The 13,918-nt window shown below is 71.3% G+C and carries 14 protein-coding genes; 4 read left to right on the top strand and 10 right to left on the bottom strand.

Annotated elements, in window-relative coordinates:
* Positions 1-35 precede the first annotated feature (35 nt).
* Entirely contained in the window at positions 36-1,511 is a 1,476-nt protein-coding gene (locus tag E4F61_RS00765; protein WP_133477438.1) for an MATE family efflux transporter, read from the top strand.
* Here the strand turns inward: E4F61_RS00765 and E4F61_RS00760 are convergent.
* Positions 1,489-4,146, bottom strand: coding sequence for an excinuclease ABC subunit UvrA (locus tag E4F61_RS00760; RefSeq protein ID WP_133477437.1), 2,658 nt, complete (start codon positions 4,144-4,146; stop codon positions 1,489-1,491). The genes E4F61_RS00765 and E4F61_RS00760 overlap by 23 nt on opposite strands.
* Positions 4,147-4,247: 101 nt before the next feature.
* Here E4F61_RS00760 and modA point away from each other — a divergent pair, with 101 nt between their 5' ends.
* Genes modA through E4F61_RS00745 form a run of 3 tightly spaced genes read left to right on the top strand, consistent with a single transcriptional unit; the run spans position 4,248 to position 6,327 of the window.
* On the top strand, positions 4,248-5,018 hold the full coding sequence (modA, locus tag E4F61_RS00755; RefSeq protein ID WP_133477436.1) for a molybdate ABC transporter substrate-binding protein: 771 nt from the start codon (positions 4,248-4,250) through the stop codon (positions 5,016-5,018).
* Positions 5,018-5,704 carry a molybdate ABC transporter permease subunit gene (gene modB, locus E4F61_RS00750; protein ID WP_133477435.1) on the top strand — a complete coding sequence of 229 codons (687 nt, stop codon included), beginning with the start codon at positions 5,018-5,020 and terminating at the stop codon, positions 5,702-5,704. Before modA ends, modB begins: the two co-directional genes overlap by 1 nt.
* A gap of 8 nt (positions 5,705-5,712) precedes the next feature.
* Positions 5,713-6,327 (top strand): ATP-binding cassette domain-containing protein, encoded by a 615-nt coding sequence (locus E4F61_RS00745; RefSeq protein WP_133477485.1) that lies wholly within the window; start codon positions 5,713-5,715, stop codon positions 6,325-6,327.
* Here the strand turns inward: E4F61_RS00745 and E4F61_RS00740 are convergent.
* The 9 genes from E4F61_RS00740 to miaA form a co-directional block, all read right to left on the bottom strand.
* Positions 6,324-6,506, bottom strand: coding sequence for a hypothetical protein (locus tag E4F61_RS00740; protein ID WP_133477434.1), 183 nt, complete (start codon positions 6,504-6,506; stop codon positions 6,324-6,326). The genes E4F61_RS00745 and E4F61_RS00740 overlap by 4 nt on opposite strands.
* A 61-nt stretch (positions 6,507-6,567) precedes the next feature.
* Positions 6,568-7,284 carry an anti-sigma factor family protein gene (locus tag E4F61_RS00735; RefSeq protein WP_133477433.1) on the bottom strand — a complete coding sequence of 239 codons (717 nt, stop codon included), beginning with the start codon at positions 7,282-7,284 and terminating at the stop codon, positions 6,568-6,570.
* 119 nt (positions 7,285-7,403) lie between these two features.
* Entirely contained in the window at positions 7,404-8,696 is a 1,293-nt protein-coding gene (locus E4F61_RS00730) for an adenylosuccinate synthase (protein WP_133477432.1), read from the bottom strand.
* Positions 8,697-8,921: 225 nt separating this feature from the next.
* Positions 8,922-9,110 (bottom strand): DUF2065 domain-containing protein, encoded by a 189-nt coding sequence (locus E4F61_RS00725; RefSeq protein WP_133477431.1) that lies wholly within the window; start codon positions 9,108-9,110, stop codon positions 8,922-8,924.
* Entirely contained in the window at positions 9,110-9,973 is an 864-nt protein-coding gene (gene hflC, locus E4F61_RS00720) for a protease modulator HflC (protein ID WP_133477430.1), read from the bottom strand. Before hflC ends, E4F61_RS00725 begins: the two co-directional genes overlap by 1 nt.
* On the bottom strand, positions 9,970-11,088 hold the full coding sequence (gene hflK, locus E4F61_RS00715; RefSeq protein WP_133477429.1) for an FtsH protease activity modulator HflK: 1,119 nt from the start codon (positions 11,086-11,088) through the stop codon (positions 9,970-9,972). The genes hflC and hflK overlap by 4 nt, the downstream gene beginning before the upstream one ends.
* Before the next feature lie 121 nt (positions 11,089-11,209).
* Positions 11,210-12,514 carry a ribosome rescue GTPase HflX gene (gene hflX, locus E4F61_RS00710; protein WP_133477428.1) on the bottom strand — a complete coding sequence of 435 codons (1,305 nt, stop codon included), beginning with the start codon at positions 12,512-12,514 and terminating at the stop codon, positions 11,210-11,212.
* Between the two features lie 24 nt (positions 12,515-12,538).
* Entirely contained in the window at positions 12,539-12,814 is a 276-nt protein-coding gene (hfq, locus tag E4F61_RS00705) for an RNA chaperone Hfq (protein ID WP_133477427.1), read from the bottom strand.
* A gap of 146 nt (positions 12,815-12,960) precedes the next feature.
* Positions 12,961-13,914: a tRNA (adenosine(37)-N6)-dimethylallyltransferase MiaA gene (miaA, locus tag E4F61_RS00700; protein WP_133477426.1), complete on the bottom strand. Its 954-nt coding sequence runs from the start codon at positions 13,912-13,914 to the stop codon at positions 12,961-12,963.
* Positions 13,915-13,918 lie beyond the last annotated feature (4 nt).

The following is a 13,918-nucleotide window of genomic DNA, read 5'->3' as shown; positions in this document are numbered from 1 at the left end:
GGCGCGTAGCCTGCATGCCCGCATCGGAGGCAGGCATGGCCGGAACCCGACACGACCTCACGCAGGGCGCCATCGCGCCCACGCTGTTCCGCTTCGCGCTGCCGATCCTCGGCGGCAACGTGCTGCAGTCGCTCAACGGCTCGGTCAACGCGGTCTGGGTCGGCCGCTTCCTCGGCGAACAGGCGCTTACGGCGACCGCCAATGCCAACAACGTGATGTTCCTGCTGCTGGGCGCGGTGTTCGGCATCGGCATGGCCGCGAGCATCCTCGTCGCTCAGGCGATCGGTCGCGACGACCTCGACCGCGCGCGCTGCGTGATCGGCACCAGCGCGACGTTCTTCATCGGCCTGTCGATCGTGATCGCGGCGTTCGGCCTTCCGTTCTCGCGCCACCTGCTGGCCTGGATGGACACGCCCGCGGCGGCCCTGCCCTTCGCCGAGGCCTACCTGCGGATCATCTTCCTGGCGCTGCCGTTCCTGTATGCCTTCACCTTCATCACCGCGATCCTGCGCGGCTCGGGCGACACACGCACGCCGTTCCTGTTCCTGCTGCTCACGGTGGTGCTCGACATCGGCTTCAACCCGGTGCTGCTGTTCGGCCTCGGCCCGTTCCCGCGCATGGGCATCGCCGGCGCCGCCACCGCCACGTTGATCGCCAACGCGGTCAGTCTCGCGGCGCTGCTGCTGTGGCTGCGCCATCGCAAGCACCGGCTGTGGATCACCCGCCACGAGCGTCACCTCTACCGCCCGAACCTCGCGGTGCTGAAGTCGCTGATCGTCAAGGGCATTCCGATCGGACTGCAGATGATGCTGATCTCGTTCGCGATGCTCGCCATGATCACGATGGTCAACAAGCACGGGGTCGACACCACGGCCGCGTACGGCGCGTCGCTGCAGCTGTGGACCTACGTGCAGATGCCGGCGATGGCGATCGGCGCGGCCTGCTCGTCGATGGCCGCGCAGAACGTCGGCGCGCAGCGATGGGACCGCGTGCATTCGACCGCCAAGGCCGGCGTGCTGTTCAACTTCCTCATGACCGGCGCGCTCATCGTGCCGCTGATCCTGTTCGACCGCACCACGCTGTCGCTGTTCCTGCCGGACGCGAGCCCGGCGCTGGCCATCGCGGTCCACCTCACCCCGATCGTCGTCACCTCGTTCCTGTTCTTCGGCGTCACGTTCGTACTCTCGGGCGTCGTGCGCGCGACGGGCGCGGTGATCCCGCCGCTGATCATCCTCGGCATCGCGCTGTGGGGCGTGCGCGTGCCGTTCGCTTCGCTGCTGCAGGCACGCATCGGCGCCGATGCGATCTGGTGGAGCTTCCCGGTGAGCGCCGTCGTGGCGATGCTCGGTTCGGCCGCGTACTACATGCTGGGCGGCTGGCGGAAAGCGCGCATGCTGCCTGCCGCGCATACCGAAGTCGCAGTGCCGGCCGAAGTGCCGGCCCAGGCGCCGTCGCCCGTCGCGGACGTGGCGAGCTGCGACGAGCGCGCTACCGGCGTGGGCGGCCCATGACCTCGGCCAGGTAAGGCGCGGTGCGGCTGTCGGCGTTGCGCGCCAGCTCGGCCGGCGTGCCGCAGGCCACCAGCCTGCCGCCCTGCTCGCCCGCACCCGGACCGACGTCGATCACCCAGTCGCTCTGCGCGACCACGCGCATCTCGTGCTCGACGAGCACGACCGTGTTGCCGGCATCGACCAGGCCGTGCAGCTGGGCCATGAGGCGATCGACGTCCGCGGCGTGCAGTCCCGTCGTCGGTTCATCGAGGATGTACAGGCCCATGCCGCGCTGGCTGCGCTGCAGTTCGCTGGCGAGCTTGATGCGCTGTGCCTCGCCACCCGACAGCTCGGTGGCGGGTTGGCCGAGCCGGAGGTAGCCGAGCCCGATGTCGCGCAGCACATCGAGCGTCCGCCGCACCGCGGGCTCATCGGCGAAGAAGTCGCAGGCCTCTTCGACGTTCAGACCCAGCACCTCGGCGATATTCCGCCCGTTCCAGCGCACCGCGAGCGTCGCCTCGTTGTAGCGCGCGCCGTGGCACGTGGGGCATGGGGCATAGACGCTCGGCATGAACAGCAGCTCGACGCTTACGAAGCCCTCGCCCTCGCAGGTCTCGCAACGCCCCTTGGCGACGTTGAAGGAAAAGCGCCCCGCATCGAAGCGTCGACGGCGCGCATCGGGCGTCGCCGCGAACAGCTTGCGCACATGGTCGAACAGGCCCGTGTAGGTGGCGAGGTTCGAGCGCGGCGTGCGTCCAATTGGCTTCTGGTCGACGCGCACCAGCCGGCGGATCGCATCGACGTCACCCGCCAGGTGGCCGCGCGTGCGTTGCACGATGCTGGGGCCTTCGTCCGCGTCGGGTTCGTCGTCCTCCGGTTCGTGGCCGAGATGGCCGCAGACCAGCTCGACGAGCGCCTGGCTGATCAGGCTGGACTTGCCCGAGCCCGATACGCCCGTCACCGCCGTGAGCACGCCCAGCGGGATGCGCGCATCGAGCTCGTGCAGGTTGTTGCGATGGACGTCGCGGAGTTCGAGCCAGCCCGACGGCGCACGGCGTTCGCGCACCGGCTGCGGTGCGCGATCGAAGAGGTAGCGCGCCGTTTCCGACGCTTCGATGCGCTCGAGTCCGCCCGGCGCACCGCTGTACAGCACCTGCCCGCCGCGCTCCCCCGCGCCCGGCCCGACATCGACCAGCCAGTCGGCCCGCCGCATCATCGCCAGGTCGTGCTCGACCACGAAGATCGAATTGCCGCCGTCGCGCAGCTGCAGCAGCGCATCGAACAGCGCTTCGCTGTCGGCCGGATGCAGGCCCGCGGACGGCTCGTCCAGCACGTAGACCACGCCGAACAGGTTCGAGCGGATCTGAGTCGCCAGCCGCAGCCGCTGCAGTTCGCCGGGCGACAGCGTGGGCGTCGCACGGTCCATCGACAGGTAACCGAGGCCGAGCGACTGCAGGGTGCCGATGCGCGCGACCAGGTCGGATGCGATCCGCTGCGCGGCGATGCGTTTTTCTTCTGAGAGCGTGCCGGTGCGATGGATGTCCGGCGCGGCCGCATGCGTGGCCTGCCCGGCCGCGGCCCGGCGCGCGCGGTCACGCCGGGTCGCCTGCGCGCCCCGGGCATCGCCCGGCTCGGCGGCCGCGACATCGTCGAAGCGGCCCTCCGCGACCGGCTGCAGCAGCCTCGCGAGCCGGTCGAACGAAAGCTGCGACAGCGTACCGATGTCGACGCCGGCGAACGTCACCGACAACGCTTCGCGCTTGAGCCGCTTGCCTTCGCACAGAGGGCACGCGCTGCCGGTCATGAACCGTGCGACGCGCCGCTTCATGAGCGCGCTCTGCGTGGTGGTGAACGTGTGCATCACGTAGCGGCGCGCGCCGGTGAACGTGCCCATGTAGGCGGGCTCGAGCTTCTTCTTCAGCGCCGCGCGCGTCTCCGCGGGCGTGAAGCCGGGATACACCGGAACCGTCGGCGACTCCTCGGTGAAGAGGATCCAGTCGCGATCCTTCTTCGGCAGGTCCTTCCACGGGCGGTCGACGTCGTAACCGAGCGTGACCAGGATGTCGCGCAGGTTCTGGCCGTGCCACGCAGGCGGCCACGAGGCGATCGCCTTCTCGCGGATCGACAGCGTCGGGTCGGGCACCATCGAGGCCTCGGTCACCTCGTACACGTAACCGAGCCCGTGGCACCGCGGGCACGCGCCCTGCGGCGTGTTCGGCGAGAAGTCCTCCGCGTAGAGCATCGCCTGCCCCGGCGGGTAGGTGCCGGCGCGCGAATACATCATGCGCACCAGGCTCGAGAGCGTGGTCACGCTGCCCACCGTCGAGCGCGCGCTCGCCGTGCCCCGCTGCTGCTGCAATGCGACCGCCGGCGGCAGGCCTTCGATCGAATCGACGTCGGGCACGCCGACCTGGTCGATCAGGCGCCTCGCGTAGGGCGCGACCGACTCGAAATAGCGGCGCTGCGCCTCCGCGTACAGCGTGCCGAAGGCCAGCGAGGACTTGCCGGAGCCCGACACGCCGGCGAACACCACCCACGCGTCGCGCGGGATGTCGACGTCGACGTCGCGCAGGTTGTGTTCACGCGCACCGCGCACATGCACGAAGGCATCGTGGCGCGGCGCGTTGCCGGTGGTGGTCGGTGTCGGGCGGGCCATAGCGTCCTCGCGGTGGAGCCGGGCCATTGCACCCCGGCGGCATGGGCGACAGGGTGAAGCCGGGCATCTGCTCTAATGCGGCATCGTCGCCGAACGCCGCCATGCCCCGCCTCGTCCGCTCCCTGCTCCTGTTCGTGTCGTGGATGTTCATCGCCACGGCGGCGTCGGCCGCGCCGCTGACGGTGTTCGCCGCGTCGAGCCTGAAAGAGACGCTCGACGAGGCCGCCGCACTCTACACGCGGACCCACGGCGTGCCCGTGCGCATCAGCTACGCGGCGAGTTCGGCGCTCGCCCGGCAGGTGCGGGACGGCGCGCCGGCCGATGCATTCGTGTCGGCCGATCGCGACTGGATGGACGTGCTGCAAGACCAGCGTCTGATCGACGCGCGGACGCGGCGCGACGTCGCCGGCAACGCGCTGGTCCTCATTGCGCCCGCGGCTCGACGCATGCCGGCGATCGCGCTGCGCCGCGGCGTCGACCTGCGCGCGCGGCTCGGTCGCGACGGCCGCATCGCGCTGGCATTGACGACGGCCGTGCCGGCCGGCCGCTATGCGCGCGCCACGCTGGAATCGCTGGGTGAATGGCCCGCGCTGCGCCCGCGCGTGGTCGAAGCGGAGAACGTCCGCGCCGCCCTGCAACTCGTGGCGCGCGGCGAGGCCGCGCTCGGCATGGTGTACGCCACCGACGCGCGCGCCGAGCCGCGCGTGCGCGTCATCGCGCGCGTGCCCGCGGCGCTGCATCCGCCGATCGTGTATCCGGCCGCGCGGATCGCGTCGAGCCGGCATCCGCGCGCGGCGGAGTTCGTCGCCTGGCTCGGTTCGCCGCCGGCGCAGGCGGTGTTCCGCCGCCACGGCTTCCTGCCGCCACCATGATGCTCAGCACCGACGAAGCGGCGGCGGTGCTGCTGAGCCTGAAGGTCGCGACCGCCGCGACGATCGCCAGCCTGCCGCCTGCGGTCGCGATCGGCTGGCTGCTCGCGCGACGCCGCTTTCCCGGCCGGCTGGTGCTCGACGCGCTGGTGCACCTGCCGCTGGTGCTGCCACCCGTGGTCACCGGTTTCGTCCTTCTGCGCGTGTTCGGTCTGCGCGGCGCGATCGGCGGGTGGCTGCACGACACGCTCGGCATCACCTTCGCCTTCCGCTGGACCGGCGCCGCGCTGGCCTGTGCCGTCATGGGCTTCCCGCTGATGGTGCGTGCGATCCGGCTGTCGATCGAATCGGTCGATCGACGCCTCGAGAACGCGGCGGCCACGCTCGGCGCGTCGCCGTGGCGCGTGTTCCGCGACGTCACGCTGCCGCTCGCGTGGCCCGGGATCGTCGCCGGCGCGGTGCTCGGCTTCGCGAAGGCGGTCGGCGAGTTCGGCGCCACGATCACGTTCGTCTCCAGCATTCCCGGCGAAACGCAGACGCTGTCGTCGGCGATCTACGGCCTGCTCCAGGTGCCGGGCGCGGAGGCGCGCGTCTGGGCGCTGTGCAGCGTATCGGTAGCGATATCGCTGGTCGCGATGCTCGCGGCGGAAGGGCTCGCACAACGGCAGCGCCGGGAAGCCGTCACGTGAGCGCGCCCGTGCACCGGATCGCCGTCACGCTGCGACGCGGCACGTTCGAGCGCAGCGTTTCCATCGCGAGCGACGCCCGCGTGCTCGCGCTGGTCGGCGCGTCGGGCAGCGGCAAGACCTCGCTGCTGCATGCGATCGCGGGCCTGGTGCGCCCGTTGCGCGGGCGCATCGAGATCGACGGCACCACACTCTTCGACGCGCAGCGCGGCATCGACGTGCCCGCGCACCGCCGTCGCATCGGGTACGTGTTCCAGGACGGCCGCCTGTTTCCGCACCTCGACGTGCGCGCGAACCTGCTCTACGGCGCCCGCACGGCGACGGCCGGCGGCTTCACCCTCGACGACGTGACCGCACTGCTGGCGCTCGCGCCTTTGATGGCGCGCCGCATCACCGGGCTGTCCGGCGGCGAAGTCCAGCGCATCGCGCTGGCCCGCGCGTTGCTGACGCAGCCGCGGCTGCTGCTGCTGGACGAGCCGCTGTCGATGCTCGACCTCGACCGCCGCGAGGAACTGCTGCCCTACCTGCAGCGCGTGCGCGACGAGAGCGCGCTGCCGATGATCTACGTCAGTCACGTGGCCGACGAGGTCGCGCGCATCGCGCAGGACGTGCACCGCCTCGGCTAGCGGCGCGCGGACCGCGACACGATGAAGCCGATCGCCGCGAGCACGACCACCACCAGCACGACCAGCCCGAGACCGGGCGCGCGGAACAGTTCGCCGAGCATGTCGCAGCCGCTGGCACCCAGCGGCATCAGCATCACGGCCACGCGCGGCATCCTGCGGATCGTGTGGTGTGGACGCATCGGCGCTGCCCCGCGGTGGGAAGCTCCAGACTAGGCGCGTCGCGTTAGGCGCAGGTGCAGGTCAACGCCAGCCGGCGTCCCGCGCGCGCCGTTCGCGCGCGGCATCGAACGTGTCGCCCTGCAGTCGCCGCTCGATCGCCGCCAGCACTTCGGTAGGCACGTCGCCGGCCGAAGGGAGCGCGTCGGCGCGGCCGTCGACCGCGCTGACGACCGGCAAGGTCCAGTCCCCGCCGGTGCGACAGGCGAGTCCGGCCACGCGCGGGACGCGCGCGACGAAGCTCCGGCAGACGCGGCCGTCGACCGCGCGGAAGGTCAGCCCGAGCGATACCGTCGAGGACGGATCGGACTCGGCGGCCAACCCGACGTCCAGACGCCGCTGCAGCTCGCCGCGCGCGACGAGCGCGCCGTCGACGACGACGATGTCCGCGCCGGGGGTGCGCAGCCGCTGCGCGATCACGAGGGCGCCGATCGTCGCCGCCAGCGCGATCACCGCGGTGCGCCAGCGGCGGCGGGGCGATGCCGGCCCGCGGCGGGTGTCGACGACGTCATCGACCTTCGCGGCGCACAGCGCGCGGGTCGACCGCGGCGCGCTCTGCGACGCCGCCGCGCGCGATGGCGTATCGAACGCGCCACGCGGCTGCGCCCGAAGGTGCCGCGCGCGCTCCACCCGCGCGGCCACGAGCACGTCCGACGCGATCGCCGCTTCGATGCGGCCGACCTGGTCGGCAGGCAGTGCACCGTCGACGTAGGCCTGTAGCGTGTCGTCGGAAAGGTCCATGTCGCCTCGGGAGGGTGAGCGGTCGATGCCGATACGGTGCCCGGACGCGATGGCGCGCCGTGCCATGAACGACGGAGCCGCCCGTGGGCGGCTCCGTGCGTGGCGCGTTCGGACGCGGCTTACGCGAACGGGTCCTGCAGCACGATGTTCGCATCCCGGTCGGGACCGGTCGACACGATCGCGATCGGGCAGCCCGCGAGTTCCTCCAGCGAGCGCAGGTACGCGCGCGCCGCCGGCGGCAGGCGGTCCCATTCGGTGATGCCCGCGGTGCTCTCCTCCCAGCCCGGGAACTCGAGGTACACCGGCGTGCACTCGTCCCAGCCGGCCGCATCGAGCGGCGCGTATTCCGTGCGCTTGCCGCGGTATTCGTAGGCGATGCAGATCTTCAGCTTCTCCATGCCGTCGAGGATGTCGAGCTTGGTGATGCACAGCCCGCTGATGCCGTTGATGGCCACGGCGCGCTTGAGCGCCACGATGTCCATCCAGCCGCAGCGACGCGGCCGACCGGTCGTCGCGCCATATTCCTGGCCGCGGTCGCGGATGCCCTGCCCGACCTCGTCGTCGAGTTCGGTCGGGAACGGGCCGCCGCCGACGCGCGTGGCGTACGCCTTGGCGATGCCCAGCACATAGTCGATCGCGTCCGCGCCGACGCCGGTGCCGGCGAGCGCGCCGCCCACCGTCGTGTTCGACGAGGTGACGTAGGGATACGTGCCGTGGTCGATGTCGAGCAGCGAACCCTGCGCGCCTTCGAACAGCACCTTCTTGCCCTGCTTGCGCAGCTCGTGGAGGATCCCGGCGACGTCCGCCTTCATCGGTTCGACGTACTCGCCGAACTGCAGCGCCTCGTCGAGCGTCTGCTGGAAGTCGACCGCTTCGACGCCGAGGTACTTCGTCAGCACGAAGTTGTGGTAGTCGAGCGCCGCGCGCAGCTTCTCGGCCAGTTCCTGCGGATAGTGCAGATCCGCGACGCGGATGCCGCGACGCGCGACCTTGTCCTCGTACGCCGGGCCGATGCCGCGTCCGGTGGTGCCGATCGCCTTGCCGCCCGCCGCCTTCTCGCGCGCCTGATCCAGTGCGATGTGATACGGCATGATCAGCGGCGTCGCCGGCGAGATTTTCAGGCGCGAGCGCACTTCGACGCCGTTGCCTTCGAGCTCCGCGATCTCCTTCCGCAGCGCGCCCGGGTGCAGCACCACGCCGTTGCCGATCAGGCACAGCGCGTCGTCGCGCAGGATGCCCGACGGAATCAGGTGGAGCACCGTCTTCTTGCCGCCGATGACGAGCGTGTGGCCGGCGTTGTGGCCGCCCTGGAAGCGCACGACGGCGCCGATGTCCTGCGTGAGCAGGTCGACGATCTTGCCCTTGCCCTCGTCGCCCCACTGCGCGCCGAGCACCACCACTGACTGACCCATTGCCGCATCTCCGGTTTCGCTGCAATCGCGTAGGTTGCGCCGGGCCGCGTGGACGCGCGGCATCGATGGGCGCGCGGCAGCACGCGGCGGTGCGCCGACCCGGCGCTTTTCCATCGACCGGCCCGCCGTAGCGGGCCGCAGACACGAGAAAAGCCGGCGGGTGTCCCCGTCCGGCTTTTGTGCATTATCCGGGTTTCCACCCGCCGGGGCCACCCCGGCGACGCGTCAGCCGCGCACGGCCCAGAGCGACAGCAGGCCCAGCGCCACCACGACCGCGCCGAAGACCCGCAGCTGCCCGGTGCTGAGTACGTACAGCCGCTCGGCCGTGCGTTTCCACCCGTCGGGGGTGAGGAACAGGAACAGGCCTTCCAGCACCGCGACCAGGCAGAGCGCGGACAGGAGCTCGCGCGCCATCAACGATCGGATTTGAGGTACTGCAGGAACGGGTCGTTCTTGTCGACGACGATCACCGTCTGCCCGCCCGAGAACGCGTGGCGATACGCCTCGAGGCTGCGTTGGAAGGCGTAGAAGCCCGGATCGCGCTGCGCCGCATCGGCGTACAGGCGGGCCGCCTGCGCGTCGCCCTGGCCGCGCAGCTGCTGCGCGTCCCGCTCCGCCTCGGCAACGATCACCGAGCTGTCGCGATCCGCATCGGCCTTGATGCGTTGGGCCTGCTCCGCACCTTCGGCCCGCAGCTGGCTCGCCACCTGCTTGCGCTGCGCGCTCATGCGGCTGTACACGTCGCCGATCACCTTGCTGTCGGTCGGCAGGTCGATCTGCTTGATGCGCAGGTCGAGGATCCGCACGCCGAGCGTGGACGCGCCGCGATTGATCGCGGCGAGCTGGCCCGCGACGATCCGGCTGCGATCGCCCGACACCACCTCCGACAGCGTGCGCGTGTTGATCTCGTTGCGCAGCGCGTCCTTGATGATCGGCGCGAGGCGCTCGATCGCGATCGTCTCGTCGCCGCCGGTGGCGCGGTAGAACGAACGCAGGTTCTCGATGCGGCCGACCGCGAAGAAGTCGACGCTGATGTCCTTGCGCTCGGACGTGAGGTAGCGCTCCGGCTCGGCGGGCAGCACGTTGAGGCGGCGGTCGAAGACGCGCGCGGTCTCCACCAGCGGGAACTTGAAGTGCAGGCCGGGGCCGATGTCGGTGCGCGACAGCCGGCCGAGGTTGAGCACGATCGCGCCGTGGCCTTCGGGCACCACGAACACCGAGCCCATGAGCGCGAACAGGGTCGCGACGACCAGGGCGATCCAGACGGGATATCTCATCGTTCGGCTCCTGCGCCGCGCGGTGCGCGGGGCGCGCGCGGGCCGCGTCCGCCCGCCTCGGCGGTCACGGTCGGCAGCATGTCGGGCACCAGCACCGGCGCCGACTGCGCCTGCGACGGCGACAGCAGCGGCGGCACCACGGGGTTCGACGACGCCTGCGGCGGCGCCATCGGCACGTAGATCAGCTGACGCGAGTCACCGCCGACGATCGTGCGGTTCTCGGCCATCACGTCCTGCACCGTCTCCAGCCACAGGCGCTTGCGGGTGACCTCGGGCGCGGCCTTGTACTGCTCGACCAGCAGCGAGAACCGCTGCGCATCGCCGGTCGCGCGCGCAATCGCCGAGAGGCGCTCGCCTTCGGCCGTCGCGCGGATGCGCGCCGCGTCGCCGCGCGCCTCGGGCACGACCTTCGCGGCGTAGGCACGCGCTTCGCTGATCACGCGGTCCTTGTCCTGCTGCGCGCTGTTGACGTCGTCGAACGCCGGCTTCACTTCCTCGGGCGGACGCGCATTCGGCAGGTTGAGTTCGGTGACCGCGAGGCCGGTGCGGTAGGCCTGCAACGAGCCCTGCAGCCGCGTGCGCGCCGCGACCGCGAGCGCGTTGCGCGCGCCGAGCACCGTGTCCAGGCTGGACCGGCCGACCATCTCGCGCACCGTCGACAGCGCGGCCTGCTTCAGCACCTCGTCCGCATCACGGGTGCCGAACAGGTAGAGCTCGGGGTCGGTGATGCGGTACTGCACGTTGATGTCGACGTGCACGATGTTCTCGTCCGACGTGAGCACCGGCACGGTCTGCGAGAACGTCTTGATCTGGGTGGCATTGACCTTCGCGACGTGCTCGATCGGCCACGGCATCTTCAGGTGCGGACCCGGGCCCAGCACGCGCACGAACTGTCCGAAACGGAGCACCACGCCGCGCTGCTGCTCGGAAACCAGCACGAAGCTGCTGAAGACCAGCCAGATGCCGATCAGCAGGGGAATCCAGCGGGCCGGACCGCCCGAGCCGTCGAACCACGACTTGAGTCGTGCGAACAGGTCGGTGGGCGCGAGTCCGCGGTCGCGACGCGGGCGTCGTCCGGGGTCGCCGTTGTCACTGCCGGGCGTATTCCAGGCCATGCGGGCTCCTGAGGGGTGCGCTGCGGGCCGCCGACGGGGCGCGCACCGGGCGGGCCTTCGCGGGACGGCGGACTCGCCGGCGCTGGGATGGGTCGGATTCTAGGTGGGGGGTCCGGCCGCCTCAACCAAGGGGCGGCTCGAGATCCGTTGGCGGCAACAGCGGAGCCAGGACATGGCCGCCCGCGCCGGCGGCCATCCGGCGCGCCTCCGCCTGCGGCAGGTCCAGATCCAGCCACCAGCCGTCGTCCTCCGCGCGCTCGGCGCGGATCGCACCGAGTTCATACAGGCGGCCACGCAGGCGCGCCGCCGTGGTCGGCAGATGGATGCGCCCTGTCACGCGCTCGAGCCCGAGCATCTGCCCGAGCGCCTCGCCCAGCAGCTCCAGCCCCAGACCGTCCCGGGCCGAGATCCACACGCGCGGGCGCTCCTCGACGAAGCGGTCGTAGCGCGGCGGGGTGTCCTCGAGGCGATCGATCTTGTTGAACACGAGCAACTGCGGGATGTCGCTGGCGCCGATCTCCTTCAGCACCGCGTCGACCTGCGCGATGCGCTCGCTGCGCAGCGGATCGGCGGCGTCGACGACGTGCAGAAGCAGGTCCGCCTCGCGCGCTTCCGACAGCGTGGACCGGAACGCGGCGACGAGGTCGTGCGGCAGGTCGCGCACGAAGCCGACGGTGTCGGCCAGGACGACGCCGCCACCGGGCAGGTCGATCCGGCGCACGGTCGGGTCGAGCGTCGCGAAGAGCTGGTCGGCCGCGTAGGCCTCGGCGCCCGTCAACGCATTGAACAGCGTCGACTTGCCCGCGTTGGTATAGCCGACCAGCGCGACGCGCGGCATTTCGCTGCGCATGCGCGCTCGGCGCATCTGGGTGCGCTGCACCTCAACCTTGTCGAGGCGCTTGGAAAGCTGTTCGAGGCGCTTCTGCAGCAGGCGGCGGTCGGTCTCGAGCTGCGTTTCGCCGGGACCGCGCAGGCCGATCGAGCCGCCGCGCTGGCGCTCGAGGTGGGTCCAGCCGCGTACCAGGCGCGTGGCCATGTGGCGCAGCTGCGCGAGTTCGACCTGCAGCTTGCCTTCGTGCGACCGCGCGCGCTGCGCGAAGATGTCGAGGATCAGCCCGGTGCGGTCGACGACGCGGCGCTTGAGTGCGCGCTCGAGGTTGCGCTCCTGGCCGGGGCTCAGCGGATGGTTGACGAGGATCAGGTCGGCGCCGGTGGCTTCCGCGGCCGCCTGCACTTCCTCGAGCTTGCCGCTGCCGATCAGCGTGGCGGCGTTGGGCCGGTCGATGCGCGCGGTGACCACCGTGGCGACGGTGGCACCGGCCGACTTCGCGAGTTCCTGGAACTCCTCCAGCACCGACTCGTCGAGCGGGCCGGCATGCGGCTGGATCAGCAGCGCGTTCTCGCCTCGTTTCGAACGCTCAAACACGCCGCACCTCCGGCCACGCGATCGTCATTCCGCGGGGATCTCCGCACCGGCTTCGCCGTCGGTGGGCTGCACGTAGCCGCCACCCGGGCCGACCTTCACGTTGCGCGCCGGCACGACGGTCGAGATCGCGTGCTTGTAGACCATCTGGCTGACCGTGTTGCGCAACAGCACCACGAACTGGTCGAACGATTCGATCGTGCCCTGCAGCTTGATGCCGTTGACGAGGTAGACCGAGACCGGCACGCGCTCGCGGCGAAGCGCGTTCAGAAACGGATCCTGCAGAGATTGCCCCTTCGACATTGCTGTTCCCCACCTTCTTATTCTGTTTTCGTTATGGGCGGCCGCGTTGGTACTGGCCGTGCGCCGGGGTTGTCCCCACTCCGGCGACCGGCCGATGGTAGCGCAAAGTGGCTGATTTCCCGTGGTAGCCGCGTGCAGAGCGCGACTCAGTGCGCGAGAAACGCGGCGAGCCGTGCTTCCAGGCGCGCCCGCTCGGTGGCCGGGTCCGCCCAGATCGCGTCCAGCTCCCCGCGCAGCCACGTCAGTTGCCGCTTCGCGAGCTGGCGTGTCGCCTGGATGCCGCGCTCGCGCAGGTCCGCGAGGTCGTACGCGCCGTCCAGGTGCTCCCATGCCTGCCGGTAGCCCACCGCGCGCAGTGCCGGCAGGTCGAGCGGGCGCGGATGTGACGCCAGCTGGGGCTGCGCACGCAGGCGCCGTACCTCGTCGAGGAACCCGCCATCGAGCATCGCGTCGAAGCGCAGCGCGATGCGCTCGTGCAGCACCTCGCGGGCCCGTGGCGCGACGACGAGCTTCAGCACGCGACAGGGGAAGCGTCGCGCGACCGGCTCGCGGCGCCAGGCGGTGATCGTGCGGCCGCTGAGGCGCCAGACCTCCAGCGCCCGCTGGATGCGTTGCGCGTCGGTCGCGTGGATGCGCGCGGCCGCCTCCGGATCGATGCCCGCGAGGTCGGCATGCAGCGCCGCCCAGCCGCGCGCGCCGGCCTCGGCGGCGATCGCGTCGCGCACGGCGGCATCCGCCTCCGGCATCGGCGCGAGGCCGTGCAGCAGCGCGTGGAAATACAGGCCCGTGCCGCCGGCGAGGATGGGCAGCCGCCCGCGCGCCAGGATGTCGTGCACGGCGTCGAGCGCGTCGGCGGCGAACTCGGCCGCCGAATACGGCTGCCAGGGCTCACGGACGTCGATGAGGTGGTGCGCGATGCCGACGCGCTCCGCGGGCGTCGGCTTCGCGGCGCCGATGTCCAGCCCGCGGTAGACCAGCGCCGAGTCGACGCTCACCACCTCGCCACCGAAGCGCGTCGCCCAGTCCACCGCCAGCGCCGTCTTGCCCGACGCGGTCGGGCCCATCAGCGCGATCGCGAGCGGGCGCGGATCCGCGCTCATGCGC

The organism is Cognatilysobacter segetis (assembly GCF_004359965.1).
In the GTDB taxonomy this organism is placed as follows: Bacteria; Pseudomonadota; Gammaproteobacteria; order Xanthomonadales; family Xanthomonadaceae; genus Cognatilysobacter; species Cognatilysobacter segetis.
This window is presented reverse-complemented; position numbering and strand designations above follow the sequence as displayed.

What these genes read in the sequence shown, in the direction of transcription:
- hflC (WP_133477430.1), bottom strand. Translation starts at nt 9,973, where the DNA reads ATGAGATATCCCGTCTGGATCGCCCTGGTCGTCGCGACCCTGTTCGCG.
- E4F61_RS00735 (WP_133477433.1), bottom strand. Translation starts at nt 7,284, where the DNA reads ATGGACCTTTCCGACGACACGCTACAGGCCTACGTCGACGGTGCACTG.
- miaA (WP_133477426.1), bottom strand. Translation starts at nt 13,914, where the DNA reads ATGAGCGCGGATCCGCGCCCGCTCGCGATCGCGCTGATGGGCCCGACC.
- E4F61_RS00760 (WP_133477437.1), bottom strand. Translation starts at nt 4,146, where the DNA reads ATGGCCCGCCCGACACCGACCACCACCGGCAACGCGCCGCGCCACGAT.
- E4F61_RS00725 (WP_133477431.1), bottom strand. Translation starts at nt 9,110, where the DNA reads ATGGCGCGCGAGCTCCTGTCCGCGCTCTGCCTGGTCGCGGTGCTGGAA.
- hflK (WP_133477429.1), bottom strand. Translation starts at nt 11,088, where the DNA reads ATGGCCTGGAATACGCCCGGCAGTGACAACGGCGACCCCGGACGACGC.
- modB (WP_133477435.1), top strand. Translation starts at nt 5,018, where the DNA reads ATGCTCAGCACCGACGAAGCGGCGGCGGTGCTGCTGAGCCTGAAGGTC.
- modA (WP_133477436.1), top strand. Translation starts at nt 4,248, where the DNA reads ATGCCCCGCCTCGTCCGCTCCCTGCTCCTGTTCGTGTCGTGGATGTTC.
- E4F61_RS00740 (WP_133477434.1), bottom strand. Translation starts at nt 6,506, where the DNA reads ATGCGTCCACACCACACGATCCGCAGGATGCCGCGCGTGGCCGTGATG.
- hfq (WP_133477427.1), bottom strand. Translation starts at nt 12,814, where the DNA reads ATGTCGAAGGGGCAATCTCTGCAGGATCCGTTTCTGAACGCGCTTCGC.
- E4F61_RS00730 (WP_133477432.1), bottom strand. Translation starts at nt 8,696, where the DNA reads ATGGGTCAGTCAGTGGTGGTGCTCGGCGCGCAGTGGGGCGACGAGGGC.
- E4F61_RS00765 (WP_133477438.1), top strand. Translation starts at nt 36, where the DNA reads ATGGCCGGAACCCGACACGACCTCACGCAGGGCGCCATCGCGCCCACG.